Below are 25,061 nucleotides of genomic sequence, written 5' to 3'. Positions count from 1 at the left end.
CCAACGGCGTATCTTCGGGTTATCGAAGCATGCAACGCCGCGATGGCGCGGCTCGTGGAGAATGGACCGATGAAGACACCGATCCGTGTGGGGACGCATATCGAAGGCGTCCACTGGGTAGCCGAGTACTTCACGAACACACACGAAATCCGCGTGTTTCGCGAGGGGCAGGAAGTCGAGACCTTCGATGCGCCTGCCTCGATGTTCGGCGAGGAACGCGAAGCCGGGTCCGCCAGCGACGCCGCGACGCGCGCCGAGGAAGCCGCCCTGCTCGCCACGCTGCGCCGCTACGTCGCCGAAGGCGAGCCCGAGGAATAAGCCCCCGCGCCCGCCCGGCGCCTCCCGCTCAGCCCTGCGCTCCGTCTTCCTCGCGGAAGATGCGGTCGGCCAGGTGGTACGCCGAGTTCGCCGCGGGCACGCCGCAATAGATTGCCGTTTGCAGCAGCACTTCCTTGATCTCCTCGCGCGTCACGCCGTTGTTCTTCGCGGAGCGCAGATGCAGCGCGAGTTCCTCGCCGCGGTTGAGCGCGACCATCATCGCAATCGTCAGAAGACTGCGCGTGTGGCGCGGCAGACCCTCGCGCGTCCAGATCTCGCCCCACGCATAGCGCGTAATGAGCTTCTGGAACTCCTCGGTGAGTTCCGTGCGGTTCGCGATCGAGCGGTCGACATGGGCGTCGCCCAGCACCGCACGCCGTACCGTCATCCCGGCTTCGTAGCGCTCGTCTTCGGTCATCGTGCCTCCCGCAGAAAATCGGCGACGGTCTTCGTGAACGGCCCGGCAAGCTCGACGTTCGAGATGTGCGAAGCGTCGAGTTCCACGTAGCGCGCGCCCGGAACCGACTCCGCAAGCTCGCGGCCCTGCGCGGGCGTGGCGGCGAGATCGTGCGTGCCGGAGATCACGAGCGTCGGCGCGGTGATCGAGCGGGCCTCGCCGCGCAGGTCGGCCGCGTTGAGGGCGTCGCAGTTCGACGCATAACCTTCGTTGTCCGTGTGCGCGAACACGTCGCGCGCCTGGGCGATCACGAGCGGATTGCGCTCCATGAACCCGGCTGTATACCAGCGCGGCAGTACGGCGTCGGCGAGCGCGAGCATCCCTTCGTTGCGTGCCTTCGCCGCGCGCGGCCCCCACACTTCGGGCGAGCCGATCTTCGCGGCCGTGTTGCACAGCACGAGACGGTCGATACGGCTCGCGTAGCGGGCGCCGAGACCCACACCGGTCAGACCGCCCATCGAAAGACCCGCGAAGTGCGCACGCTCGATGCCGAGGTGGTCCATCAGGCCGATCACGTCGCCCGTGAGCTGCTCGATGGTGTACGGTCCCGGCGGCACGTCCGAATGACCGTGGCCGCGCGTGTCGTAGCGCAGCACGCGGAAGTGCTTCGAGAATTCGACGAGCTGCGGCGTCCACATCGACACGTCGCTGCCCAGCGAGTTCGACAGAACCAGCCAGGGCGCGGCACCGTTCGCGGCTCCGTCGATGCGGTAAAACAGCTTCGTGCCGTTGACGGCTGCATAAGACATGCGGATTACTCCTCGTGAGTCTGCGATGAAGAAGGGGTGGCGCGCTTCGCGTACGACGCGAGCACCGCGTCGACGAAAGCATGCGCCTCGCCCGTGTAATTGGCCGGATCGAGCAGCGCCTTGAGGCGCGCGGCATCCAGATGTTGCGTGACGGCGGGGTTGGCCGCGAGCACGTCGTAGAGCGGGCGGCCGCTCTGCACGGCCGTTTTCGAGGCCTGCTCGACGAGGTGATGCGCATCGAGCCGGCCGATGGCGTCGCCGAGCGCGAGCATGACGGCCTCGCCGAGAATCAGGCCGTGGGTGGCGTCGAGATTCGCCGCGAGACGCTCGGGCCGCACTTCGAGACCGCCCGCGATCTGCCCGATATGGGCGAGCGCGCCACCGGCAAGGCGCGCGAGGTCGGGCAGCGCATCCCACTCGGCCTGCCAGCCGCCGAGCGCGCGCTCGTGCTCCTGCACCATGCCGCCGAACACCGTTGCGACGAGGCCGGGCGCGCGCGCCGCGGCAGTCAGCACGGCCGCGCAGCCCACGGGGTTGCGCTTGTGCGGCATCGTGGAGGAACCGCCCTTGCCCGCCGCCGCCGGCTCGGCCAGCTCGCCTACTTCGGTCTGCATCTGCAGCGAGATGTCGCGCGCGATCTTGCCGAGCGTGCCGATCAGCATGCCGAAGAAGGCGGCCGCCTCGGCAATGCGGTCGCGCTGCGTGTGCCATGGCAGCGTGGGTTGCGCGAGCGCCAGTTCCTGCGCGAGCGTTGCGCTCACGTTCGCCGCCGCATCGCGCAAGCTCGCGAGGGTACCGGCCGCGCCGCCGAACTGCAGCACGAGCGCGTGCTCGCGCAGCGCCGCGAGCCGCTCGCGGTGGCGCAGCAACGCATCGAGCCACTGTGCGAACTTCAGGCCTAGCGTGATGGGCAACGCCTGCTGGAGCCACGTGCGGCCCACCGCGGGCGTCGAGCGATGCGCGCGCGCGAGGCCCGCCAGCGTCGCACAAAGCGCGTCGAGCCCGGCCTCGATCAGCGCCAGCGCGTCGCGCAACTGCAGCACGGTCGCCGTATCGATGATGTCCTGGCTCGTTGCGCCCCAGTGCACGTACTTCGACGCTTCGGGATCGATATCCTTGACGCGCGCCGTCAGTTGCTTGACGAGCGGAATGGCCAGATTGCCGCCCAGCGCGGCGTCGCGCGCGAGTGCCTCGGCGTCGAGCCGGTCGGCCTGGCAGGATTCGGCGATCGCGGCCACGGCCGTGTGCGGAATCACGCCATGGACCGCCGACGCGCGCGCGAGCGCCGCCTCCACGTCGAGCATCCGTTGCAGCGTCGCGCGCGGCGACCAGACCGCGTTCATCGGTTCGGTTCCGCAGATCAGGTTCGTCAGGCGTTCAGTCATGGGGCGGGCAGAAAGATGTCAGGCTTCGGAGTCGGCGTGCAATACCCTGGAATGCGCACATGGCGCGGCGCCCGCGCGGCAGGTGCCGCCGGCTGCCGCGCCATGCCGTCAAGCTAAAGCGCATGCGCCCACGTCAGCTCGGGTCGCAAGCTCAGGTCGCAGGATCAAGCCGCGCGGCGCGTTCCGGTGGCGTCGATCAGCGGTACGCCGGCCAGTTTCCGCAGCGCGTCGAAGTCGATGTCCGAGTAGATCTCGCGCACGGCGAGGCCTTCGCCGGTCACGTCGAACGCGGCGATGTCGGTGTAGATGCGGTCCACGCACTGCACGCCGGTCACGGGATAGGAGCACTCGGCGACGAGCTTGCTCTCGCCCTGCTTGGTCAGGAGCTCCATCATCACGAAGACCTGCTTCGCGCCGATGGCCAGATCCATCGCGCCGCCGACGGCCGGAATCGCATCCGGCGCGCCCGTGTGCCAGTTCGCGAGATCTCCCTTCGCCGAGACCTGGAACGCGCCGAGCACGCAGTAGTCGAGATGGCCGCCGCGCATCATCGCGAACGAATCCGCGTGATGGAAGTAGGCGCCGCCGGTCAGCAGCGTGACGTGCTGCTTGCCTGCGTTGATGAGTTCGTCGTCTTCCTCGCCGGGCGCCGGCGCCGGGCCCATGCCGAGCAGACCGTTTTCGCTGTGCAGGAAGATTTCCTTGTGCGGATCGAGGTGGTTGGCCACCAGCGTGGGCACGCCGATGCCCAGATTCACGTACGCGCCTTCGGGAATGTCCGCGGCCACGCGCTGGGCCATTTCATCGCGATTCAATCGTTTCATGGCTTGTCTCCTCAGGCCGCCTGCTCGGCTCGCTGCGTCGGGTGCGCCGGCTGCGGCACTTCGACGACACGTTGAACGAAAATGCCGGGCGTGACGATCACCTCCGGGTCGAGTTCGCCGAGCGGCACGACGTCCGACACCTGGGCAATCGCGACCTTCGCGGCGCTCGCCATGATCGGGCCGAAGTTGCGCGCGGTCTTGCGGTAGACCAGATTGCCCCAGCGGTCGCCCTTGTACGCCTTGATCAGCGCAAAGTCGGCATGGAGCGGCGACTCCAGCACGTAGTGGCGGCCGTCGATGAGGCGCGTCTCCTTGCCTTCGGCCAGCTTCGTGCCATAGCCCGTGGGCGTGAAGAAGCCGCCGATGCCGGCGCCCGCCGCGCGGATGCGCTCGGCGAGATTGCCCTGCGGCACGAGTTCGAGCTCGATCTCGCCGGCGCGGTAGAGCGCGTCGAAGACATACGAGTCGGTCTGGCGTGGGAACGAACAGATGATCTTGCGCACGCGTTTTGCCTTGAGCAGCGCGGCGAGGCCCGTGTCGCCGTTGCCGGCATTGTTGTTGACGATGGTGAGATCGCGGGCGCCCTGCGCGATGAGCGCGTCGATCAGTTCGGCCGGCATGCCGGCCGTGCCGAAGCCGCCGATCATCACCGTGGCGCCGTCGTGCACGTCGGCGACGGCGACTTGAAGCGAGTCGAAAATCTTGTTGATCATGCCTCTTCCTGAAAGCGGCGCGCCCAGCGACATGTGTCTGCCACTCGATCGCAAAAAGTTCTATATACGAACGTTGATTCGTTTAGCGAACGCTTGGCGCATTATCGGAGCCGTCAAGGCGGATTGTCAAGGCGTGCGTCACCTGGGGTGCAGACACGAAAGCTGCCAGCGGTGCGGCACCTGACCGGCACCACCGCAGTTGAAACCGCAGTTGAAACCGCAGTTGAAACAATACGCCCGGCAGCGAACGGCTGGCGCAAATCGTGTCCGCGCTGCACGGTCATACATAAAACATGAAACAATGCTTGCTCGTGGTGCGCGCCGCGCGGCGCCGGCCACATGACAGGAGCCGATTGCATGAGCGACGGAAAAAACGCAGGCAAGACGAAGAAAAGCAAGTCGCAACCCGTGGCCCGCCCGTCGCGGACGGAAGCCGAAGATGCCGTACGGGTGCTGTTGCGCTGGGCCGGCGACGACCCCACGCGCGAAGGCCTCATCGACACGCCCGCGCGCGTGGTGCGCGCCTACGAGGAGTTCTTCGCGGGCTACGAAGTGGACCCGCGCGAGATCCTGTCGCGCACGTTTTCGGAAGTGGACGGCTACGACGAGATGATCGTCCTGAAGGACATCCGTTTCGAAAGCTACTGCGAGCACCACATGGTGCCTATCATCGGTCGCGCGCACGTAGCCTATCTGCCCGAGCATCGCGTCGTGGGCATCTCGAAGCTCGCGCGCCTCGTGGACGCCTTTGCGAAACGCCTGCAGATCCAGGAAAAGATGACGGCGCAGATCGCCGACACGCTCAACGAAGTGTTGCAGCCCAAGGGCGTGGGCGTGATCCTCGAAGCGGCGCATCAGTGCATGTCGACGCGCGGGGTGCACAAGGCAGGCGTAGCGATGGTCACCTCGCGCATGCTGGGCACATTCCGCTCCGACCCGTCCACGCGCCGCGAATTTCTCGCCATTGTCGGCAATTCGGGGGCGATGAGCCTCTCCAACACCTGAGTCCGGTGAGCCAGGCAGGGGACGCCGCTCACGGCATCCCCGCGCCTTACTTCTGCGACCCTTCTTCGCCGCGCTCGATCTCGCGGATCTTGCCCTGCCGCACGCTGCTGCCGGGCGGCACGCTATGCGTGAGCCACACATTGCCGCCGATCACCGACCCACGCCCGATCGTCACGCGGCCGAGGATCGTCGCGCCCGCATAGATCACCACGTCGTTCTCGACGATCGGGTGGCGCGCATTGCCCTTGACGAGCGTACCGTCCTGATCGGTCGCAAAGCTCTTCGCGCCGAGTGTCACGGCCTGATAAAGACGCACGCGTTCGCCGATGATCGCGGTTTCGCCGATCACCACGCCCGTGCCGTGGTCGATGAAGAAGCTCGGGCCGATCTGTGCGCCGGGGTGAATGTCGATGCCCGTCAACGAATGGGCGATCTCGTTGATGAAGCGTGCGAGCAGCGGCACGCCGAGCCGGTGCAGCGCATGGGCAAGCCGGTGGTGCGTCATTGCCCAGACGCCGGGATAGCAGAGCAGGATTTCGGTGATGTGCTGCGCGGCCGGGTCGCCGGAGAAGGCGGCCTGGATATCGCTCACGAGGAGCGCGCGGATGCCCGGCAACTGGCGGCCGAACTCGCGCGCCACTTCGAAGGCGCGAGCGCGCAAGATTTCCTCGCCGGTATCGGCATTTTCCGGCAAGAAACGCAACGCGCGGCGAATCTGCTCCGCGAGCAGGCGCAGCGTGCTTTCGAGCGTGTGGCCGACGTAGTAGTCCACGCTCTCGTCGGTGAGATCGGGCGCGCCGTAATGCGTCGGGAAAAGCGCCGCGCGCAGGCCTGCGACGATGCTGACAACGGCGTCGCGCGAAGGTAGCTCGCGAATGCCAAGCGGATGACGCGTGCGGTGCAGTTGCTCGCGCGACGCACGCAGGTCGGCGACGATCTGTTCGAGTCCCCAGTCGGGGGTAGCGGCATTTGACATGGTCAAGCGGGCGTGGCGGCGTGGGCCGCCGGTGAGATGTACGGACCCCAAAGATTACCGCGTTTTGCACGAGTTCGCCGAGGCGCCCGTGGCTGGGTGCCTCTGCTTTCAGAGGTCTGTGGCCAGGTCCGGCCGTGCGCTAGAGCGGCACGCTGCTGGCGTCGATCCAGCGCACGGCCCAGTCGCGTGCGTGCGCGATGGCGGTAGCTTCGTCGGGAAAGCGCAGCTCTGCGGGAAAGAACCGGTTGGCAACCAGTTCGCCGTCGCTCGAACGGGAAATCACCACATAAGGTTGCCAGCGGCCATCGCCCGTGCGCGCCGGTGCGCAATTGAGCAAATAGCCGCGATGCGTGAATGCAGCGTCGAAGTGCATGTGTGTCATCCGCCCCTGACTGCCTCTTCCGTTTTTCCGTTATCGGCGGGCGCGTCCAGGATCATGCGGCAAAGCCACGGCACGGCCGCCTGTCAGGGCCGTTGATTGATAGCGCGCCAACTCGTTGAAAGAGGATCATACTCCGAGGAAAAAGCGCGATCCAAACTAAAAAAGGTTAAATCGCTGGAGCCGTTTCCCTGGGCGTTCGCCTTGCTTTGCGGCCCGTTTCAGGCCACGGAGGAACGCGCGGGGCACGGCTGCCCGCACGGCGGCCAACCCGCAACCTCCCTGGAGGACGCACCATGAAACGCAGAGACGACGCGGTCGAGCAGCGCCGCGAGCTGGCGGCGCTCGCCGCCAACGCCGGCATGAGCTCCGACGAGGTCACGACGAGCGACGCGACGCTCGACAACAGCATGCCGGAAGCCGGCGACGGTCTTGGGGGCTTCGACAGCCGTAGGGGCGGACATCATCTGCTGTTCGCCCTGGCGCCCGGCTTCGAGATGCTGGACAAGGGCATGGCCGCCCCGCTCACCGCCTACGACTTCGACTGGCAGTTCGTCGACGCGCAGCCGCCCGGCACGCGGCGCAGCCCCGGCCGGCTCCACTATTCGCTCAATCATCTGCGGCCAACGCGCATTGTCGAGCTGCAGCGCAAGGGTTGATGCGCCCCGGGCCGCGCCTGCGGGAGCCCTCGCGCGCCCGTGCCTGCCGATGGGCTACACAGCCTTTAGGCCGCAGTGCTGCGCGCGGCGCGAAGCGGGACAGGCTTTACTCTCTTGCGCCGTTAAACACCTTACCGGCCCGACACTTCTCCGGCGATGCCGCTGCCATTCCCCTTTCGTCTTGCCAGACTTAAAGCCAGGGAAAAACAATGAGGGCGAGATTTAGTGATAAATTGTTACATCATAAGAAGCGAGGCCGGATCTCGCCAGGGCTCGACTTGCGATCTGGCCCACCGCCGACGGAGAGTCTTGAAGTGCCTCTACATTTCATCGAGCAGATGTCGCCCGTACTCGACGCGCCAGGAGAGGCCGCGTGGTTCGAGGCGGTGACCCGGCTCGCCAGTTCATGGGGATTCAGCCAGATCTTGATGGCGATCCTGCCGCGCCCGGGGATGCGGCTCGAGGATGCCTTCATCCGTACGAACTACGCCAGCGCCTGGCGGCAGACGTACAACGACCACAACATGGCGTATTTCGATCCGACGGTGGCGCATTGCACGACGCGCTCGGCGCCGCTGATCTGGTCGCCCGCGCTGTTCGCCAGCGAGCAGCAACAGACGATGTACGAGGAGGCCCGGTCGTACGGCCTGCGCGCGGGCATCACGCTGCCGATCCACGGCCCGCGCCAGGAGATCGGCATGCTTTGCTTCGTCAACGACACGAATCCGACCGAGCAGTTCTGGCAGGACGTCGATCGCGCCCTGCCGAATCTCGTGCTGCTGCGCGATCTCGTGCTCGACACGAGCCAGCGGCACCTGAACGACCACGTTCAGTCGCTGATCCCCAAGCTTACGCCGCGCGAAAAGGAATGCCTCAAGTGGACTGCTCTCGGCAAGTCCACCTGGGAGATTTCGCACATCCTGAACTGCTCGGAAGCCGTCGTGAACTTCCACATGAAGAACATTCGTGCGAAGTTCGGCGTCAATTCGCGGCGCGCGGCGGCCGTGATCGCGACCCAGATGGGGCTTATTGACCCGGGCTAAGCGCTGCCAGCGGCAGGTCGGCGCGACGCAGAACGCGCTCGGCACGGCCGAGATCGCCGTCCGAAATCGTCTTGTTGAAATAAAGACCGAGCAAAATCGAGACCGGCGGCGGAATTTCCGCGCCCGACTCGAACCGGCTGCCGCGCGACTGGGTAACCCCGAAACGGGCCCAGAAACGGCGCTGGCTTTCTTTCTTCTTCTTGCGATACGCAATGATCAGGATGCGGTCGATTGCCGACGACAGTTCGCCTGACGGAAGCGACTGCGTATGCGCACCCACATGCCATTGATGATCCAGAAGTTCCATGGTGTTTCTCGCTCTCAGAGTTATGCCTGGTGAGTGACTGCCGCCGAAGTCATTCTCCAGAACTGACCCTCTCCGCGCACCTACCTATCTGGATAGGTGTTCTTTTGTACCCAAAACGCATAGCTTTCGATCGGTACTGCTGTACTTCCTACACGCAACCGGGAGAAAGCCATGCAAGCTGTTATCCGGATAGGACAAAGACAGGATTTCAATAACGAAGACGTCAACGAGATGTACCGCCTGCGGGCCCGTGTGTTCCGGGACCGCCTGGGGTGGGACGTGCCCACCATCGCCGGTATGGAAGTCGACGGCTATGACGCGCTCGGGCCCCACTACATGCTGATCCAGGAGCCGTCCGGCCGCGTACGCGGTTGCTGGCGCCTGATGCCCACGGAAGGCCCCAACATGCTGCGCGACACCTTTGCCCAACTCCTGCAGGGCGAGAGCGCGCCCGCCGACCGCCAGATCTGGGAGCTGAGCCGCTTTGCGATCGAATCGGACAACGACCATGCCTTCGGTTTCGCCGACCTGACCTCGCAGGCGATCCGCTCGGCCATTACCTTCGCCGACCGCATGGGTATCCAGCGCTACGTCACCGTGACGACGACCCCGATCGAGCGGATGCTGCGCCGCACCGGCATGGAGATCAAGCGGCTCGGGCAGCCCCAGCGCATCGGCGTGGAGAATGCCGTCGCGCTCGATATCGCCATGAGCCAGCAGACCCATACAGCCATGTTCGGGCAAATGGCGAGCGCCGCCTGAACCTTTGCCCCGATCCTGGGAACCGGCAAGGCCTGCATCAGGGCGGGAAGCTTACGCGTTTTGTCTGAGGATTGTGTCTGAAGTGACTGCCGCCAACGGTCGTCAGCGCAACCGGGCCGATGCGGAGCCGTCGCCCACCCGCTGCTTCAGCAAGCTCACGGGGTTTTAGCCGCCGGCGCCGCGCGGCCGAAGCGGATATGCGAGATCCGCCGCACAAGCAACGCCGCCACGAGCGCGGCGACGCCCGTCAGCCCGATGCCGAGGTGAATGGCATCGACGAGCACATGGCGCACCGCCTCCATGAGCCCCGCCCCGTCGAGCCCGGCGGTTTTCAACTGGGAGACGAGCGTGTCGCGCAGCGCCGGATCGACCAGCACGCGCGGATCGGCCAGTTGCGGCCGCCAGCGCGCCTGCAGCGGCGCGCCCAGCACGGCCAGCGCGTCGCCCACGCCCGCCGCGTAGCGGTGATTGACGATCGTCGCGACGATGCTGGTGCCGAGCATGCCGCCCACCATCCGGGTCGATTGCAGTAGCGCGGTCGTAATGCCGAAGCGCTCGCGCCCGGCAATCTCCTGCCCGAACACATTCAGGTTGTTGAGGATGAAACCGAGCCCGATGCCGACCGCCGACATCGCCAGCTCGAGCCACAGGTGCGGCGTGCGCAGCGTCGCGAACGCGAGGCTTGCCGAAGCGATCACGAGCAGGCCGAAGCCCACCGTGAGAATCGCGGTCGGCTTCGGCAGGCGGATCACGATGCGCGTGTTGATCACGCTGCCGAGCGCGATGCAGGCGGCAATCGGCGTCGCGAGCAGCCCCGCTTCCTGCGGCGAGAGGCCGAAGCCGCCTTGCAGCAGCAGCGGCGCGAAGAAAATCAACGAAAACATCACGAAGCCCGACAGCGTGGACAGCGTAAACAACGTGACGAGCTGCGGATCGCGAAAGAGATCGAGCGGAATCATGGGATGCGTCGCGCGCCGCTCGCAGACGAGAAGTGCCGCCGCGCCGGCCACCACCACGGCGGCAAGCGCCAGGCTCGTCACGCTCAAGCCCTCCTTCGGCACGGCTTCGATCAGGGTCTGGAAGCAGCCCAGCACGAGCGCGACGAGCGCCGCGCCGGTCCAGTCGATGCGCACCTCGCCCGTGCGGGCAGGCCGGTAGGCAGGCAGATGCGCCCAGATGAAGTACAGCGCGAGCGCGCCGACGGGCAGATTGACGAGAAACGTCGAACGCCAGCCGAAGTGCTCGCTGAGCCAGCCGCCCAGCGAGGGCCCCGCCGCCGTGCCGATGCCGTACGCGGCCGCCATGACGACCTGCCAGCGCACGCGGGCGCGCGGATCGGGAAAAAGATCGGGAATCGAGGCGAACGCCGTGCCCACCATCATTCCCCCGCCGATGCCCTGCAGCGCGCGCGCCACGGCGAGAAAGCGCATGCCCGTGGCCAGCCCGCACAGGACCGAAGCCACCGTGAACACGATCACGGCGGCGATCACGAACCGCTTGCGCCCGAAGTAGTCGCCGAGCCGGCCGAACACCGGCACGGTCACGACCGAGGCCAGCAGATAAGCACTCGCGATCCAGGCATAAAACTCGAAGCCGTGCAGTTCGGCGACGATGGACGGCAATGCCGTGCTGACGACGGTCTGGTCGAGCGCGACCAGCATGTTGACGAGCCCGATGCCGAGCATGGCAAGCAGTGCGTCGCGAAACGACAGGGAGGAAGAGGCGGAAGTCACGGCAGGAGTCGAAAGCGGCGCGGCGCAGCGAAAGAGTCGCCACGATAGCGAGACGGCAGAGCCTCCGCAAGTCTCCGGCCGACGTCCATTTGTTGATCTTCCTTCCAGCCGCTTCCATTTCTCATACAACTGACCCGCATTTTTTTCCACAATCGTTTAGACTTTCTGTCAGCTTGGTCAGCCCTACCGGATCTTTCAAGGCTGCGCCATCACGCGAAGTCCAAGCCGCGCACGTTCCGATCTCATACAAGCGGAGGTTCCATGTACAAACGCATTCTCGTCGCGGTCGACGGCAGCGACACGTCGCGGCGAGCCTTCGAAGCGGCGCTCGAACTCGCGAAAGCGATGGACGCGACCCTGCAGCCTTACTACGTGATCGAAAACACGCCGATGTACTTCGACGCACCCGGTTACGACCCGTCCATCCTGCGCAACCAGATGATCGCGCAGGGCAACGAGCTTGCGGCGCAGTTGACCAGCACCATGCGCGAGCGCGGCGTGAATGGCGACATGCTCACGGGCGAGGCGTCGTCGCTCGACGACGTTCCCACGCTCGTGCTAAACGCCGCGAAGACGGCCGGCGCCGATCTGATCGTGATGGGCACCCACGGCCGCCGCGGGTTCCAGCGGCTCATTCTCGGCAGCGTTGCCGAGCGCTGCGTGCGCCAGTCGACGCTTCCGGTCCTGCTGATTCCGTCCTCGGCCGGCGCGACGGTGGCGGTATAATAAAAAGATAGCGGTCCGAAACTTGACGCTTGACAAGAGGCTGCTTGCGCGTATCCCTTGACGCGCGCGGCCTCTGACAACGCGCAAAGACATCCATCTCAAAAGCGCGTCATTTTGCCGCCAATTCAAGTCTGAAACACGGTGGGACAATTGCTCCAGCACAAATACAGGAGCAGGCAGATGCTAACGCCAACCGTCGTCTCTCATACCACCGTACGCCGCACGAACCGGACGTCTGCAGCGAATCTTCGCAGCTCGGCCCGCTGCTCCAGTTGTGCGATGCGCCACCTCTGCATGCCGCAGGGCCTCGCTGTCGACGACATGCCCAAAATCGAAGCCCTTATCTGCAGCGCACGCAGCGTGCGGCGCGGCGAAGCGCTCTATCGCGCGGGAGATCCGTTCGACAATCTCTACGCGGTTCGTTCCGGCTCGCTCAAGACCGTCATGGCCCACCGCGACGGGCGCGAGCAGGTAACAGGCCTTCGTCTCGCCGGCGACCCGCTAGGCCTCGACGGCATCAGCACCGACAGCCATACCTGCTCGGCCGTCGCGCTCGAGGACAGTTCCGTCTGCATCATCCCGTACTCGGCGCTCAAACACCTGTGCCGTGAAACCGGCGCGATGCAGGACCGCCTGCACCGGCTGATGAGCGAGCAACTGTACCGGGAGTCGTCCCAGATGATGGTGCTAGGCTCGCTCTCGGCCGACGAGCGCGTCGCGGCCTTCCTGCTGGACGTATCGGACCGCAACGGCCAACGTGGCTATTCGCACGCCGAATTCAATCTGCGCATGACGCGCGACGACATGGGCAGCTATCTTGGCATGACGCTGGAAACCGTGAGCCGTACCTTGTCAAGATTTCAGAAGCGCGGCCTGATCGACGCGCAGGGCAAGCTCATTCGCATCATCGACTTCGAAGGGTTGCGCCACGTCTGAGCGTCGCGCCGTGGCACGACTCCTGCGACAGCGGTAAAGTCTCGAACACCGCCCAAGCATGGAGAACCGCCATCATGCCTCTCCCGCCCGCCCTCACGCTCGGCGAGCGCCTTATCGCCGCACGCGCCGCCAGCGATGCACTATTCGACATCGTCAAGCCCGAGTTCCTCTACGAACGGCCGATAGGCGAGCGGCACCGGATCGTGTTCTATATCGGCCATCTCGAAGCGTTCGACCGCAATCTCTTCGATCAGCGCCTGTTCGACCTGCCGTCCGTCGATCCCCGGCTGGACCGGCTGTTCGCCTTCGGCATCGATCCCGTCGACGGCGGGCTGCCCACCGACATGCCGGAAGACTGGCCTCGCCTCGCCGAAATACGCGATTATGCGCACGCGAACCGTGCACATATCGACGAACGGCTCGCCACGCTCGGCCTGCCTCCCGACACCTCGCATCATGCAGGTCCCGGGCAATTGCTCAACGTGGCGATCGAACATCGGCTCATGCACGTCGAGACGCTCGCCTACATGCTTCACCAGTTGCCGCACGGCCAAAAGCAAGCGCTCGCTGCGACGTGCGCCCTGCCGGATCATCTGTACACCGTAACGTCTTCGATGGTCAGCGTGCCGGCGGGCCGCACCGAGCTCGGGATGACGCCGGAACGCGGCTTGTTCGGCTGGGACAACGAATTCGGCGAACAGCAGGTGGAGCTTCCGGCCTTCGAGATCGACCGCTACATGGTCAGCAACGGCGAGTATCTGGCGTTCCTCGAAGACGGGGGCTATCGCAACGAGACCTGGTGGAACGATGCCGACTGGGCGTGGAAAGAGGCACAAGGCGTCGCCCATCCGGTGTTCTGGTCGCAGAACAAGGGGCAATGGCGCCTGCGAACCATGTTCGACGACATTCCCCTGCCGCTCGCCTGGCCTGCGTACGTGAGCCACGCGGAAGCGAGTGCGTTCGCGCGCTGGCGCGGCGCCCGCCTGCCAAGCGAGGCGCAGTGGCAGCGGGCGGCACATGGCGCCCTGCCCGGCACGACCGACAATTTCGATTTCCGCAGCTGGAATCCCGTTGCCGTGGACGCGACTTCGGATAGTGCAAGCACGTGGGGCGTGGAAGGGCTGTATGGCAACGGCTGGGAGTGGACGTCGTCGGTATTCGGACCGTTGCCCGGCTTCACGGCCTTTCCTTTCTACGAGGGGTATTCCGCGAATTTCTTCGACGGCCGGCACTACGCGATGAAGGGCGGGTCGCCGCGAACGGCGGCTTGCATGCTGCGGCCGACGTTCCGCAACTGGTTTCAGCCGAGGTATCAGTATGTGTATGCGGGGTTCCGGTGCGTGAGGTCGTAAGGAGCAACGCCTGCACCAGAACCATCGTACTCCTGTTCAATGCAGTTCGTTGAATTCGATGCGACCGCCCTTCATCACCAGCGGAATGTGGTCGCCCTGGCCGCCGAGACAGTTCAAGTCGCGCAGCGGATCGCCATCGACCACCAGCACGTCGGCGCAGGCACCCGGCGTAAGGCGTCCCAGCTTGCCCGTCATGCCGAGAATTTCGGCGCCGATAGTCGTGGCGCTACCGATGATCTCCGCGGGCGTCAGGACTTGTGCGCGAATCGCGAACTCGTCGCTTTGCATGCGATGCGACGGGCCGAGCAGATCGCTGCCGAAGCCCATCTTGACCCCGGCGCGTTTGAATATTTCCAGCGACTTCAAGCCGGCCTCGCGCACGATGTCGATCTTGGCCGCGCTCTCGGGGGGCAAGCCGTAGCGCACGCCCTCGAGATGCAAGGCCTCGTAGGCCACCAGCGTAGGGACCGCGTACGCGCCGTACTCGGCCATCAGCGCGGCGCTTGGTGCGTCGATCAGGTTGCCGTGCTCGATGGTGCGCACGCCGCAGCGCACCGCACGCTGCATCGATTCAGGCGTATAGGCGTGCGCCATCACGTAGGTGCCGCGCGCCTCGGCTTCGGCGACGACCGCGCGGATCTCGTCCTCCGAGTAGCCGAGCGCGCCAACCGGGTCGGTCGGCGACGCAACGCCGCCGGAAGCCATGATCTTGATCTGGTCGGCGCCCATCTGCAGTTCTTCCCGCACTGCCCGGCGCAACGCGTCGACACCGTCGACTACCCGGCTCAATGCCCCGACGCGCACGCAGCAGTTACACGGCGCGTCGCCGGCGATGAAGTCCGAGCGCGCGCGCACGTCGCCGTGGCCGCCGGTCTGGCTGAGCGCGCGCCCGGCGATGAACAGCCGTGGGCCCTGCGCGAGGCCCATTTCTATCGACTGCTTGAGCGCGAAGCCGGCACCGCCCGCATCGCGCACCGTCGTGAACCCGCGCCGCAAGATGCCGCGCATGATCGGAAGCGTCTTGAGGGTCACGAATACGTTGGGCATTCTGGCCTGGCTCGGCAGGTCGAACTGTGTCGCGATCATATGTGCGTGCAGGTCGATCAAGCCAGGCATGATGGTCTTGCCTTCGAGGTCGATGACCTGCGCGTCGTGCGCGGCAATCGGCTGTTGCGATACTTCCTTGATCGTGTCGCCCTCCACCAGCAGATTGTGGCCCGGCTGCAAGGCCCCTCGCTGTGGATCAAGCAAAGCGCCGTTCTTGAACAGGATGCGGTCCATACGTTCCTCCTTCGAATGCCTCGTGTGAGCGCACCATGCGCGGGCTGCGAGCGGTTCAGCGTTTCAGGCGCATGGCGGCAATTTCTTCCAGCGATCGGCCGCGCGTGGGTACGCCCATGATGAGAACGGCGAGCGCGCCGATGATCAGTACCAGCGTCGTGGCGCCGAAAACTCCGCCGAAGCCCAGACGCGGGTAGAGATAGCCGACCAGAATGGGCGCGGCGATCGCGCCCAGGCGCCCGATTGCCGAAGCAACGCCCATGCCGGTCGCACGGACATCGGTGGGGAACACTTCGGGCGTGAAAGCGTAGACGCCGGCATAGGTCCCGTTCATGAAGAACGACAGCAAGAAACCCGACGTCAGGATTCCGGCATTGCCGTGCGTGAGCGCGAGCCCCAGCGCGGAGATACCGCCAAGGGCCATGTAGATCGCGATGGTGGCCTGGCGGCCGATCTTTTCATTGATCCACGCACCCGAAAAGTAACCGGGAATTTGCGCCAGGTACATGACGAGCGAATACGAAAAGCTGCGTGTAATGGTCATGCCGCTTTGCACCAGCAGGCCGGGGATCCACGTAAAGAACGCGTAGTAACTGAACGTGATCGACAGCCACATCAACCAGGCCATCGCGGTAATGCTCGCCAGTTCGCGCGACCAGAGCGCCTTGAGGTTACCCAGCGGTGTGCCGCGCCCCGCGGTGGCCAGGGCGACCGGCTCGTGCGCCTGCAGCGGTTCGAGCTGTACGCCGGCGGCACGCAACTCCGCCTCCATTTGGTCGACGATCGCCTCCGCTTCGGCGGTTCTGCCGCGGCTGTCGAGCCAGCGCGGCGATTCCGGCAGCGCGCGCCGCCACCACAGCAGCATGACGACCGGGAGCGCGGTGATCACCGAGACAAGACGCCACGCGCCGGGCGCGAGCGGAATGACCAGATAGCCGAGCACCGCGGCAGCGACGAAGCCGAACGAGAAGAATGCCGCCAGACTACCGGTGAACGTGCCGCGATACTTGCGCGCCACGAACTCCGAGAGGAACGGCGCCACGATGGCACTTTCGGCGCCGGTGCCGACACCGGCGACGATGCGCATCGCCATGAAGAAGGGCCAATCCTGCGCCGCGGCGCTAATGAGCGAGGCGACGCAGTAGATGATCAGCGCCCACACCATGACCGTGCGCCGGCCGATCACGTCGCCGAGGATGCCGGCCACCGCGGCGCCGAAGAAATAGCCAATGAACGTGCCGCTGCCGAGCACGCCGGTCTGCACGCTGCCCAGATGCCACTGCGCGCGCAGCACGGGCAGCATGAAAGCCAGCACGGCGGCATCCATCGCATCGAACACGTACCCCAGCCCTCCCAGCCACAGCAGTCGACGATGAAAGCTCGCGTACGGCATGCGTTCTATGCGTGCTGGAATCGTCGACATGGCTTGCCTCCGGGAGGGGAGCGGCGTGGCGTCGGGCAATGTCAGGCGAGTATATGGAGCCAAAACAGACGCGTCTTGGCAAAAAGACACGCCCAACATGCGGATTCCAGCATAACGGCAGGCCGCATTGAGCGAAGGGTTGATCAAGTCTTATATAAGACATAAGACATTTGACGTTACAGGGCATTGGAACTAGAATCGCGATCAAAGCAGTGCCCGGAACAGCCTCGCCGCGCCCGGCCATCCCCTGAAACGCAATACCAGCAGGTCCACCATGCTTGAAAACTTCCGTGCTCATGTAGCCGCGCGCGCCGCGCTCGGCATTCCCCCCCTGCCGCTGACGGCTCAGCAGACCGCCGAGCTGGTGGAACTGCTGACGAATCCGCCCGCGGGCGAAGAGCAGACCCTGCTCGACCTGATCACCCACCGCGTGCCCGCCGGCGTGGACGAAGCCGCCCGCGTGAAGGCCGGTTTCCTGGCCGCCCTCGCCAAGGGTGAAACCGCCTGCGCGCTGATCTCGCGCGCTCGCGCCACCGAACTGCTGGGCACGATGCTGGGCGGCTACAACATCGCCCCGCTGATCGAGCTGCTGTCCGACGCCGCAGTGGGCACCACGGCCGCCGAAGCACTGAAGAAAACCCTCCTCATGTTCGACCAGTTCCACGACGTGAAGGAACTGGCCGACCAGGGCAACGCGAACGCCAAGGCCGTGCTGCAAAGCTGGGCCGACGCCGAATGGTTCACGAGCCGTCCGGAAGTGCCGCAAAGCCTGACCATCACCGTGTTCAAGGTGACGGGCGAAACCAATACCGACGACCTCTCGCCGGCCCCGGACGCCACCACGCGCCCGGACATCCCCATGCACGCGCTGGCGATGCTGAAGAACGCCCGTCCCGGCATTACGCCGGAAGAAGACGGCAAGCGCGGCCCGGTCAAGTTCATCGAGTCGCTGAAGGAAAAGGGCCACCTGGTAGCCTATGTGGGCGACGTGGTCGGCACCGGCTCCTCGCGCAAGTCGGCCACCAACTCGGTGCTGTGGTTCACGGGCGAAGACATTCCCTTCATCCCGAACAAACGCTTTGGCGGCGTGTGCCTGGGCGGCAAGATCGCCCCGATCTTCTACAACACGATGGAAGACGCCGGCGCCCTGCCGATCGAACTCGACGTCTCGCAGATGGAAATGGGCGACGTGGTCGAACTGCGCCCGTACGAAGGCAAGGCCCTGAAGAACGGCACAGTCATCGCCGAATTCCAGGTCAAGTCCGACGTGCTGTTCGACGAAGTGCGCGCCGGCGGCCGCATTCCCCTCATCATCGGCCGTGGCCTGACCGCCAAGGCGCGTGAAGCGCTGGGCCTCGCCCCGTCGACGTTGTTCCGCCTGCCGCAGCAGCCGGCCAACAGCGGCAAGGGCTTCTCGCTCGCGCAGAAGATGGTCGGCCGCGCCTGCGGCCTGCCGGAAGGCCAGGGCGTGCGCCCGGGCACGTACTGCGAACCGAAGATGACCTCGGTCGGCTCGCAGGACACCACCGGCCCGATGACGCGCGACGAACTGAAGGACCTGGCGTGCCTGGGCTTTTCGGCCGACCTCGTCATGCAGTCGTTCTGCCACACCGCCGCCTATCCGAAGCCGGTGGACGTGAAGACCCACCAGACGCTGCCGAACTTCATCAGCAACCGTGGCGGCATCGCGCTGCGCCCGGGCGACGGCGTGATCCACTCGTGGCTGAACCGCATGCTGCTGCCCGATACCGTGGGCACCGGCGGCGACTCGCACACGCGCTTCCCGATCGGCATCAGCTTCCCGGCGGGTTCGGGCCTCGTCGCCTTCGCGGCCGCCACCGGCACGATGCCGCTGGACATGCCGGAATCGGTGCTCGTGCGCTTCAAGGGCAAGATGCAGCCGGGAGTCACGCTGCGCGACCTCGTCAACGCGATCCCGCTGTACGCCATCAAGCAAGGCACGCTGACGGTCGCCAAGCAAGGCAAGAAGAACATCTTCTCCGGCCGCATTCTCGAAATCGAAGGACTGCCCGACCTGAAGGTCGAGCAAGCGTTCGAACTCTCGGATGCATCCGCAGAACGTTCGGCCGCCGGTTGCACGGTCCACCTGAACAAGGAACCGATCATCGAATACCTCAACAGCAACATCACGCTGCTGAAGTGGATGATCGCGCAAGGCTACCAGGACCCGCGCAGCCTCCAGCGCCGCATCAAGGCGATGGAAGCATGGCTGGCCGATCCGCAACTGCTGCAACCGGATGCGGACGCCGAGTACGCCGCCGTCATCGAGATCGATCTGGCCGACATCCACGAGCCGATCGTGGCCTGCCCGAACGATCCGGACGACGTGAAGACGCTCTCGGACGTGGCGGGCGCTACGATCGACGAAGTGTTCATCGGCTCGTGCATGACCAACATCGGTCACTTCCGTGCCGCGTCGAAGCTGCTGGAAGGCAAGCGCGACATTCCGGTCAAGCTGTGGGTCGCTCCGCCGACCAAGATGGACCAGAAGCAACTGACCGAGGAAGGCCACTACGGCGTCTTCGGCACGGCCGGCGCGCGCACCGAAATGCCGGGCTGCTCGCTGTGCATGGGCAACCAGGCACAGGTGCGCGAAGGCGCGACGGTCATGTCCACCTCGACCCGCAACTTCCCGAACCGCCTTGGCAAGAACACGAACGTATACCTCGGCTCGGCGGAACTGGCGGCGATCTGCTCGCGTCTGGGCAAGATCCCGACCAAGGAAGAGTACATGGCCGACATGGGCGTGCTCAGCGCCAACGGCGACAAGATTTACCAGTACATGAACTTCGACCAGATCGAGGACTTCAAGGCAGTCGCCGACAGCGTGACGGTGTAAGCGCGCTGCCGAACTCCGGCGCGGTGTTTGCGTCGTAGTCGTAGCACCACGAAATGGCGCCGCAGGCTGAACGCTTGCGGCGCCATTTCTTTTGGCGTGCCCTGAGGGACCGTTTGTGCGTCACACTCCGTTATCGGAGCCGCCACCCAATCTGGAAAACACCATGAAACGCCTGTTACTTGCCGCGCTCGCCGCCGCCTCGTTCACGACTTGCGCTCATGCGCAAAGCACCGCGTCCGATGCGCTCGTCACCGCTTCAGGCACACTGCAATTCGTGCGCGACGACCACGATTTCGTCGCCATGCTCGACAAGGAAATTTTCGACCGCTTCGACGCGAAAACGCTGGTGCATTTCGACGAAGCCGGCCAGGAAACTGACCACGCAAGCGGCACGATCACGCGCATGCTCGTGCAGACCGCTTACGGTCCCGTACTCTACGACTTTCGCCGCCATCCGCCGCTTGTACAACGCTCGAATCTGCGCATGACGGTCAAGCGCGTGTACTGGCAACCCGATGAAGTCGTGATGCAAAGCCCGGAAGGCTGGTTCCGGTTCAGAAACGGTACGCTGACGAAGCTGCAATCGTCGACGACAACGTACCATTGACGCACTCACGCACGGTCAGGCCGGCACGTGGGCTTCGCCGGCCGGTTGCCAATGCTCGGCGATAGCCTTGTCCGGTATGCGCACCGTTGCAAGCAACGGCAGGTAGCCAAGCAGCCTTGCCTCACTAATCGCGAGTCTCTCGGAACGAAGCAGTTCCTTCGATATCTTCGTGCCATCCTGCGTTTCAATGCGATAGCCATCAATCGGCCCCCACTGCCCCTTCGGTACCGGCTCGATATAAACGTGCAACATCTCGTCTCTCCACAGGTTCAAGAATCTTTATGTAGAGAGTACCGGGATAAGTGACCGTCGCGGCCCCCATGCCATCTCTGCGGAAGCCAAAAAAAACATTGTTGATTCAACGACATACCACCGTCTTGTCACAATACGCAATTCACTCCAACGATACGCAACGTCTGTCTGTTGCGCCGCGGCAGCGTTTTCTGGCATACGCGACATAATTTTGTATTGTGAGATTTGGGCATCATCCCGGCATGCCGGCACCCTCGCTGACTAACCGCGCTTCGATCCCGCTTTCGTGCGCGCGCTCATCGCACGAAAGCACAGACCGTCCGCGATGGCAAAATACGGCTATCGGCTGCGGCAGGCCGCCGGGAAACCGTCTCGCCGCTTCCGGTTGCGCTGATCGGGAACAAAAATTGCCGCGTCAGCCCGCTGAATCTCCGTGCCCCCTTCGGCAAATTTCATACGTCACGCCGGAAGGCACCTTCTGACAACACGATGATTCCACTCCCTGGCCTCGGCTTGTTCCTGCCTGGCGTGCTCCTCCTTCTGGTGATGCCGGGCCCCACCAATACGCTGCTTGCTGCCGCGGGACTCGCGCAGGGTTTTCGCCGGTCGTCGCGACTTACCCTTGCGGAGGCCGGTGGATATGCAATCGCTATCTCCTTCTGGGGGATGTGCCTCACCACGCTCGCGCAGAGCTTGCCCTGGCTTCCGGCCGTCGTGCGAGGGGGAAGCGCAATCTACATCGCTTATCTCGCGGTGCGCTTGTGGAATGCGACGCTCGAACTCGCCAACGGAGAACATAAAGTGATCGGCACGCGGGACCTGCTTTTCGCGACGTTGCTGAATCCGAAAGCGATTCTGTTCGGCGGAACGATTTTTCCCAAAGCCGCTTTCGCGAGCGGCGTGGCCTGGCTGGAAGCAATGGGACTCTTTCTCGCCTCGGTGTTTCCCATCGGACTGCTCTGGGTGGGTCTGGGCGCGCAGCTCGGCGCCAGTCGCCTGGGAGTGCTGACGCCGAAATATCTGCTTCGCAGTGCTTCCCTTGTCCTCGGCGTTTTTTCGGTGACGGTCGCGCTATCGGCCTTGCGTTCATGAATACGCCCTTTCTGGAAGCCAGCACAATGAACTCATCGAAAAGCGATTCGAGCCGGCCGGACGTGCTGATCATCGGCGGCGGCCCCGCCGGCGCCACGGCGGCAGCCTTCCTCGCGATGAAAGGACGCCACGTCGTGCTCGTGGAGAAGGAAGCGCATCCGCGCTTTCATATCGGCGAAAGCCTGCTGCCGCGTAACCTCGACGTTTTCGAGCGGCTCGGCGTTCTGGATCAGGTACAGGAGATCGGCGTCCATAAGCCGGGGGCCGAATTCGTTTCGGACCGTACCGGCCGCAGTTGTGCGTTTCCGTTCGAAAACGCGCTGAATCGAGATCGTACGCACGCCTGGCAAGTACGGCGTGCGGACCTCGATGCCCTGTTGTTCAGACACGCCGGCGCGCGCGGGGCCGAGTGCTTCGAGCGCACGCGTGTCACGGAAGTCAGGCTGGACGACGCCGGCGGACGTCACGTCGTGTCCGCACAGGACGAATCGGGCGGCACCCGCGAATGGCATCCGCGCTACGTGCTCGACGCTTCGGGCCGCGATACGTTTCTCGCGTCGCGGATGAAGGTCAAGACTTCGAACAAATACAACAACACGGCGGCCGTTTATGCGCATTTCACAGGCGTGGCGCGCCGGGAAGGCGACCTCGCGGGCTACATCAGCATTCATCTGGCGGAGGACGGCTGGTTCTGGCTGATCCCGCTGCCCGGCGACACCATGAGCATTGGCTTTGTGGGCAACCAGGCAGCGTGGAAAGCCCGCAAGGGAACGCCGACCGATCTGCTGACCGAGCGTATCGCCTCGAGCCCGACCGTCGCGGCTCGCGCGCAAGGCGCACAGCGCGTATCGGACGTCTACAGCACCGCCAATTACAGCTATCGCGCGCGCGAGGGCAACGGTAACGGCTTCCTGATGATCGGCGATGCCTACGGCTTTGTCGATCCGATGTTCTCGACAGGCGTATTGATGGCGATGACGGGAGGAGAACTCGGCGCCGAGGCGGCCCACGTCTGGCTCGACGATCCGGCACGCGGAAAGAAGCTTGCGCAAACCGCCAACGAAGAACTGTCGGCGGCAATGGATCGGATCAGTTGGCTGATCTATCGCGTGAACGACCCTGTCATGCGTACGCTTTTCATGGCGCCGTCCAACGGTTTGTGGATGCGAGACGGCATCGTCAATCTGCTGGCGGGCAATCTCCGCGGAAGCTGGCGCGCCGCACTCCCGGTGATGTGCTTCAAGGGCGTGTATCACGTGCTTTCTGCACTGCACCGCCGTGGCATCGAGATCTCGCTGCCGGAGGCGCCCCCGTCCGAAACCTGAAGGGCTTCGCTTGCGGATTGCGGATTGCGCTTTGAAACGGGCTTGAGCGCGTCAGAACTTGTGAACCATGCCGACGATGATGCCGCGCGTATTGGCCCCCGGTGTAACGGCGATACCGCCATAGGCCGTACCGTTCAGCGTGAATTCACCCGTGTTGCGGTTCTCGATGAAGCCGGCCGACACGTTGCGTCGACGTTGTATCGACGGGGCCGGTGCCGGGCGTATCGCTTTGAGGGAGGAAGAATATCGGCAGGAAAATCGACTGTCCCTGCACAAAAATTCGATTCGACAGCACTTTCGGAAGTGCCGGTGCCATGCGGGTTACTATCTGGCATTGAGCGGGCCTCGCGCCCGAAGGCAGAAGAACCGCCCGGATGTGCAGCGAACGACAGGAGCATGCCTCATGAACGCAAACGCAGCGGCCACAGCCGGTCTGGACCAGATCATCCAGCATGTCTTCGTGCTGATGCTGGAAAACCGGTCCTTCGACCATCTGTTCGCGCTGTCGGGTATCGCCGGAATCGCGGGCGCGACCGCCGCAAATTCGAACGCCTTCAACGGCGCCGCCTACGCATTCGGCGGCGGCGCGCCTGGCCAGATGCCCACCGACCCCGGGCACGAATTCACCGACGTGGTCGAGCAGCTTTGCGGCCCGGGCGCGCAATTCCAGCGGGGCCAGCCCTATCCGCCGGTCGACAACTCCGGCTTCGTCTCGAACTACGCGACCACCCGCACCGAGGGCGCGCCACCGCGAGGCGGCGACGTGGACGACATCATGCTCGGCGTCGACGCCCGCGCGCAGTCTCCCGCGCTGTACCAGCTCGCCACGCAGTTCGTGCTATGCGACGGCTGGCATGCGTCGATGCCCGGCCCCACCTGGCCGAACCGCTATTTCCTGCATGGCGCTTCTTCGGCCGGACTCGATCATTCGCCAAGCTCGGACGAGATGTGCACGTGGGATGGACTGGACGGTTTCCCCTATCCGAACGGATCCATTTTCGACGCGCTCGGCAAAGGCAACTACCGCCTGTACCAGGACCACCTGGGCGATCCGCTCGGACACATACCGCAGGTGGCGTCGCTCAAGGGCATCAGCTTCAGCGACATCGACGATCTGTCCCATTTCGAAGCGGACCTCGCCTCGAACTACACGGCCCGCTATACCTTCATCGAACCGGGCTACGGCAACGTCGTGAACAACACTTACGAGAACGGCAGTTCGCAGCATCCGATGGATGGCCTCTCCGGCGGCGACCAGCTTGTCGCCCGCGTCTACGGCGCGATCCGCAACTCGCCGGTGTGGGACAAGAGCCTCCTTTTGATCCTCTACGACGAGCACGGCGGCTTCTACGACTCGGTCAGGCCCGGCCAGGCCGTGCCGCCGAACGACGGCGCGCCCGCGACGCTGAACGCAAACGGATTCGGCTTCGACGTGTATGGCGTGCGCGTTCCCGCCATCGTCGTGTCGCCCTGGGTCGCACAGGGTCAGGTCGATCACACGACGTATGATCACAGTTCGGTGCCAGCGACCCTGCAACGCCTGTTCGGCCTCTCACCGCTGACCGATCGCGACAGGGACGCCAACGACGTCCTGGCGCTGATCACCCAAACCTGCCGCCCGGACTGCCCGGAAAGGATCGGAACATGACCCAGCCAACGCCCGCGCACGAGCGCGACCACGAGCCCGTGCCCGATTCCAGCACGCTGATGGGCCTGCTACACGTGCTGCGCAAGGCACACAGGGAACGGGTCGGCAACGACGCGGCACACGCGCGCTTCAGCCGGGTCGCCACGCGTGGCGACGCGCGCGAGTACATCCTCGAGGTGATGGCGCCGCTGAAAGAAGAGCGCGAGAAGCAGCGGCAAAAACGGCAACACAACACCAGGAGCGGATGAC

Annotated in this window: 27 protein-coding genes; 14 read left to right on the top strand and 13 right to left on the bottom strand. The window is 64.7% G+C overall.

Annotated elements, in window-relative coordinates:
* The first annotated feature begins 69 nt into the window (after positions 1-69).
* Positions 70-318 (top strand): hypothetical protein, encoded by a 249-nt coding sequence (locus V8683_RS23605; RefSeq protein ID WP_411190945.1) that lies wholly within the window; start codon positions 70-72, stop codon positions 316-318.
* Positions 319-346: 28 nt separating this feature from the next.
* Here V8683_RS23605 and pcaC read toward each other — a convergent pair whose 3' ends face one another.
* From pcaC to V8683_RS23580, 5 genes are all read right to left on the bottom strand, one after another.
* On the bottom strand, positions 347-736 hold the full coding sequence (gene pcaC, locus V8683_RS23600; RefSeq protein ID WP_411190946.1) for a 4-carboxymuconolactone decarboxylase: 390 nt from the start codon (positions 734-736) through the stop codon (positions 347-349).
* A complete protein-coding gene (gene pcaD / locus V8683_RS23595; RefSeq protein ID WP_411190947.1) occupies positions 733-1,524 on the bottom strand; it encodes a 3-oxoadipate enol-lactonase in 792 nt (263 codons plus the stop codon). Before pcaD ends, pcaC begins: the two co-directional genes overlap by 4 nt.
* Before the next feature lie 5 nt (positions 1,525-1,529).
* A complete protein-coding gene (locus V8683_RS23590; RefSeq protein ID WP_411190948.1) occupies positions 1,530-2,909 on the bottom strand; it encodes a 3-carboxy-cis,cis-muconate cycloisomerase in 1,380 nt (459 codons plus the stop codon).
* Positions 2,910-3,073: 164 nt separating this feature from the next.
* Positions 3,074-3,733: a 3-oxoacid CoA-transferase subunit B gene (locus V8683_RS23585; protein ID WP_411190949.1), complete on the bottom strand. Its 660-nt coding sequence runs from the start codon at positions 3,731-3,733 to the stop codon at positions 3,074-3,076.
* Between the two features lie 11 nt (positions 3,734-3,744).
* Entirely contained in the window at positions 3,745-4,446 is a 702-nt protein-coding gene (locus tag V8683_RS23580) for a 3-oxoacid CoA-transferase subunit A (protein ID WP_411190950.1), read from the bottom strand.
* Positions 4,447-4,803: 357 nt separating this feature from the next.
* On the opposite strand from V8683_RS23580, the gene folE reads away from it, so the two are divergent.
* A complete protein-coding gene (gene folE, locus V8683_RS23575) occupies positions 4,804-5,451 on the top strand; it encodes a GTP cyclohydrolase I FolE (RefSeq protein WP_411190951.1) in 648 nt (215 codons plus the stop codon).
* A gap of 46 nt (positions 5,452-5,497) precedes the next feature.
* On the opposite strand, the gene epsC is transcribed toward folE, so the two are convergent.
* On the bottom strand, positions 5,498-6,427 hold the full coding sequence (gene epsC, locus V8683_RS23570) for a serine O-acetyltransferase EpsC (protein WP_411190952.1): 930 nt from the start codon (positions 6,425-6,427) through the stop codon (positions 5,498-5,500).
* Positions 6,428-6,566: 139 nt separating this feature from the next.
* Positions 6,567-6,800 (bottom strand): hypothetical protein, encoded by a 234-nt coding sequence (locus V8683_RS23565; RefSeq protein WP_411190953.1) that lies wholly within the window; start codon positions 6,798-6,800, stop codon positions 6,567-6,569.
* 302 nt (positions 6,801-7,102) lie between these two features.
* Here V8683_RS23565 and V8683_RS23560 point away from each other — a divergent pair, with 302 nt between their 5' ends.
* Positions 7,103-7,465, top strand: coding sequence for a DUF3005 domain-containing protein (locus V8683_RS23560; protein ID WP_411190954.1), 363 nt, complete (start codon positions 7,103-7,105; stop codon positions 7,463-7,465).
* Between the two features lie 338 nt (positions 7,466-7,803).
* Positions 7,804-8,508, top strand: a complete 705-nt coding sequence (locus V8683_RS23555) for a helix-turn-helix transcriptional regulator (RefSeq protein ID WP_027794511.1) — start codon at positions 7,804-7,806, stop codon at positions 8,506-8,508.
* Here V8683_RS23555 and V8683_RS23550 read toward each other — a convergent pair.
* Positions 8,492-8,815 carry a helix-turn-helix domain-containing protein gene (locus V8683_RS23550; RefSeq protein ID WP_411190955.1) on the bottom strand — a complete coding sequence of 108 codons (324 nt, stop codon included), beginning with the start codon at positions 8,813-8,815 and terminating at the stop codon, positions 8,492-8,494. The two genes, V8683_RS23555 and V8683_RS23550, sit on opposite strands and share 17 nt — an antisense overlap.
* 171 nt (positions 8,816-8,986) lie before the next feature.
* Here V8683_RS23550 and V8683_RS23545 point away from each other — a divergent pair, with 171 nt between their 5' ends.
* Complete coding sequence (locus V8683_RS23545; protein ID WP_027794509.1) at positions 8,987-9,577, top strand: acyl-homoserine-lactone synthase; 591 nt, start codon at positions 8,987-8,989, stop codon at positions 9,575-9,577.
* Between the two features lie 155 nt (positions 9,578-9,732).
* Here the strand turns inward: V8683_RS23545 and V8683_RS23540 are convergent, their stop codons facing one another.
* Positions 9,733-11,262, bottom strand: a complete 1,530-nt coding sequence (locus V8683_RS23540; RefSeq protein WP_411192491.1) for an MFS transporter — start codon at positions 11,260-11,262, stop codon at positions 9,733-9,735.
* 309 nt (positions 11,263-11,571) lie between these two features.
* Between V8683_RS23540 and V8683_RS23535 the strand changes: the two genes are divergently transcribed.
* The 3 genes from V8683_RS23535 to V8683_RS23525 all read left to right on the top strand — a co-directional run bounded on the left by V8683_RS23535 (position 11,572) and on the right by V8683_RS23525 (position 14,324).
* Positions 11,572-12,036, top strand: a complete 465-nt coding sequence (locus V8683_RS23535; RefSeq protein WP_411190956.1) for a universal stress protein — start codon at positions 11,572-11,574, stop codon at positions 12,034-12,036.
* 180 nt (positions 12,037-12,216) lie between these two features.
* Positions 12,217-12,972: a helix-turn-helix domain-containing protein gene (locus V8683_RS23530; protein WP_411190957.1), complete on the top strand. Its 756-nt coding sequence runs from the start codon at positions 12,217-12,219 to the stop codon at positions 12,970-12,972.
* Between the two features lie 74 nt (positions 12,973-13,046).
* Positions 13,047-14,324: an SUMF1/EgtB/PvdO family nonheme iron enzyme gene (locus tag V8683_RS23525; RefSeq protein ID WP_411190958.1), complete on the top strand. Its 1,278-nt coding sequence runs from the start codon at positions 13,047-13,049 to the stop codon at positions 14,322-14,324.
* Between the two features lie 36 nt (positions 14,325-14,360).
* On the opposite strand, the gene V8683_RS23520 is transcribed toward V8683_RS23525, so the two are convergent.
* Positions 14,361-15,605: a metal-dependent hydrolase family protein gene (locus V8683_RS23520; RefSeq protein WP_411190959.1), complete on the bottom strand. Its 1,245-nt coding sequence runs from the start codon at positions 15,603-15,605 to the stop codon at positions 14,361-14,363.
* A gap of 55 nt (positions 15,606-15,660) precedes the next feature.
* The gene (locus V8683_RS23515) at positions 15,661-17,028 is read right to left on the bottom strand and encodes an MFS transporter (protein ID WP_411192492.1); all 1,368 of its coding nucleotides are present in this window, start codon (positions 17,026-17,028) and stop codon (positions 15,661-15,663) included.
* Positions 17,029-17,302: 274 nt separating this feature from the next.
* Between V8683_RS23515 and acnB the strand changes: the two genes are divergently transcribed.
* Positions 17,303-19,888, top strand: a complete 2,586-nt coding sequence (acnB, locus tag V8683_RS23510) for a bifunctional aconitate hydratase 2/2-methylisocitrate dehydratase (protein WP_411190960.1) — start codon at positions 17,303-17,305, stop codon at positions 19,886-19,888.
* Between the two features lie 163 nt (positions 19,889-20,051).
* Complete coding sequence (locus V8683_RS23505) at positions 20,052-20,495, top strand: hypothetical protein (protein ID WP_411190961.1); 444 nt, start codon at positions 20,052-20,054, stop codon at positions 20,493-20,495.
* A 15-nt stretch (positions 20,496-20,510) separates the two neighbouring features.
* Here the strand turns inward: V8683_RS23505 and V8683_RS23500 are convergent, their stop codons facing one another.
* Positions 20,511-20,747: a hypothetical protein gene (locus tag V8683_RS23500; protein ID WP_411190962.1), complete on the bottom strand. Its 237-nt coding sequence runs from the start codon at positions 20,745-20,747 to the stop codon at positions 20,511-20,513.
* Positions 20,748-21,260: 513 nt separating this feature from the next.
* Here V8683_RS23500 and V8683_RS23495 point away from each other — a divergent pair.
* Both V8683_RS23495 and V8683_RS23490 read left to right on the top strand, forming a co-directional pair.
* Positions 21,261-21,839, top strand: coding sequence for a LysE family translocator (locus tag V8683_RS23495; protein ID WP_411190963.1), 579 nt, complete (start codon positions 21,261-21,263; stop codon positions 21,837-21,839).
* Between the two features lie 26 nt (positions 21,840-21,865).
* The gene (locus V8683_RS23490; protein ID WP_411190964.1) at positions 21,866-23,164 is read left to right on the top strand and encodes an NAD(P)/FAD-dependent oxidoreductase; all 1,299 of its coding nucleotides are present in this window, start codon (positions 21,866-21,868) and stop codon (positions 23,162-23,164) included.
* 51 nt (positions 23,165-23,215) lie between these two features.
* Here V8683_RS23490 and V8683_RS23485 read toward each other — a convergent pair whose 3' ends face one another.
* The gene (locus V8683_RS23485; RefSeq protein ID WP_411190965.1) at positions 23,216-23,347 is read right to left on the bottom strand and encodes a hypothetical protein; all 132 of its coding nucleotides are present in this window, start codon (positions 23,345-23,347) and stop codon (positions 23,216-23,218) included.
* A gap of 220 nt (positions 23,348-23,567) precedes the next feature.
* Here V8683_RS23485 and V8683_RS23480 point away from each other — a divergent pair, with 220 nt between their 5' ends.
* Positions 23,568-24,812, top strand: coding sequence for an alkaline phosphatase family protein (locus tag V8683_RS23480; protein ID WP_411190966.1), 1,245 nt, complete (start codon positions 23,568-23,570; stop codon positions 24,810-24,812).
* On the top strand, positions 24,809-25,060 hold the full coding sequence (locus V8683_RS23475; protein WP_411190967.1) for a hypothetical protein: 252 nt from the start codon (positions 24,809-24,811) through the stop codon (positions 25,058-25,060). Before V8683_RS23480 ends, V8683_RS23475 begins: the two co-directional genes overlap by 4 nt.
* Position 25,061 lies beyond the last annotated feature (1 nt).

The sequence above is a fragment of the Paraburkholderia sp. AV2 genome (assembly GCF_054968425.1).
Note: the sequence above shows the minus strand (reverse complement) of the source record. Positions and strands in the feature narration are given on the sequence as shown.

Bases quoted from the DNA above. Each gene is read 5' to 3' on its own strand.
- V8683_RS23505 (WP_411190961.1), top strand. From the start codon at position 20,052: ATGAAACGCCTGTTACTTGCCGCGCTCGCCGCCGCCTCGTTCACGACT.
- V8683_RS23555 (WP_027794511.1), top strand. From the start codon at position 7,804: ATGTCGCCCGTACTCGACGCGCCAGGAGAGGCCGCGTGGTTCGAGGCG.
- pcaD (WP_411190947.1), bottom strand. From the start codon at position 1,524: ATGTCTTATGCAGCCGTCAACGGCACGAAGCTGTTTTACCGCATCGAC.
- epsC (WP_411190952.1), bottom strand. From the start codon at position 6,427: ATGTCAAATGCCGCTACCCCCGACTGGGGACTCGAACAGATCGTCGCC.
- V8683_RS23580 (WP_411190950.1), bottom strand. From the start codon at position 4,446: ATGATCAACAAGATTTTCGACTCGCTTCAAGTCGCCGTCGCCGACGTG.
- folE (WP_411190951.1), top strand. From the start codon at position 4,804: ATGAGCGACGGAAAAAACGCAGGCAAGACGAAGAAAAGCAAGTCGCAA.
- V8683_RS23480 (WP_411190966.1), top strand. From the start codon at position 23,568: ATGAACGCAAACGCAGCGGCCACAGCCGGTCTGGACCAGATCATCCAG.
- V8683_RS23590 (WP_411190948.1), bottom strand. From the start codon at position 2,909: ATGACTGAACGCCTGACGAACCTGATCTGCGGAACCGAACCGATGAAC.
- V8683_RS23500 (WP_411190962.1), bottom strand. From the start codon at position 20,747: ATGTTGCACGTTTATATCGAGCCGGTACCGAAGGGGCAGTGGGGGCCG.
- acnB (WP_411190960.1), top strand. From the start codon at position 17,303: ATGCTTGAAAACTTCCGTGCTCATGTAGCCGCGCGCGCCGCGCTCGGC.
- V8683_RS23550 (WP_411190955.1), bottom strand. From the start codon at position 8,815: ATGGAACTTCTGGATCATCAATGGCATGTGGGTGCGCATACGCAGTCG.
- V8683_RS23525 (WP_411190958.1), top strand. From the start codon at position 13,047: ATGCCTCTCCCGCCCGCCCTCACGCTCGGCGAGCGCCTTATCGCCGCA.
- V8683_RS23475 (WP_411190967.1), top strand. From the start codon at position 24,809: ATGACCCAGCCAACGCCCGCGCACGAGCGCGACCACGAGCCCGTGCCC.
- V8683_RS23605 (WP_411190945.1), top strand. From the start codon at position 70: ATGAAGACACCGATCCGTGTGGGGACGCATATCGAAGGCGTCCACTGG.
- V8683_RS23530 (WP_411190957.1), top strand. From the start codon at position 12,217: ATGCTAACGCCAACCGTCGTCTCTCATACCACCGTACGCCGCACGAAC.
- V8683_RS23560 (WP_411190954.1), top strand. From the start codon at position 7,103: ATGAAACGCAGAGACGACGCGGTCGAGCAGCGCCGCGAGCTGGCGGCG.
- pcaC (WP_411190946.1), bottom strand. From the start codon at position 736: ATGACCGAAGACGAGCGCTACGAAGCCGGGATGACGGTACGGCGTGCG.
- V8683_RS23545 (WP_027794509.1), top strand. From the start codon at position 8,987: ATGCAAGCTGTTATCCGGATAGGACAAAGACAGGATTTCAATAACGAA.
- V8683_RS23565 (WP_411190953.1), bottom strand. From the start codon at position 6,800: ATGCACTTCGACGCTGCATTCACGCATCGCGGCTATTTGCTCAATTGC.
- V8683_RS23585 (WP_411190949.1), bottom strand. From the start codon at position 3,733: ATGAAACGATTGAATCGCGATGAAATGGCCCAGCGCGTGGCCGCGGAC.
- V8683_RS23515 (WP_411192492.1), bottom strand. From the start codon at position 17,028: ATGTCGACGATTCCAGCACGCATAGAACGCATGCCGTACGCGAGCTTT.
- V8683_RS23520 (WP_411190959.1), bottom strand. From the start codon at position 15,605: ATGGACCGCATCCTGTTCAAGAACGGCGCTTTGCTTGATCCACAGCGA.
- V8683_RS23535 (WP_411190956.1), top strand. From the start codon at position 11,572: ATGTACAAACGCATTCTCGTCGCGGTCGACGGCAGCGACACGTCGCGG.
- V8683_RS23490 (WP_411190964.1), top strand. From the start codon at position 21,866: ATGAACTCATCGAAAAGCGATTCGAGCCGGCCGGACGTGCTGATCATC.
- V8683_RS23540 (WP_411192491.1), bottom strand. From the start codon at position 11,262: ATGCTCGGCATCGGGCTCGTCAACATGCTGGTCGCGCTCGACCAGACC.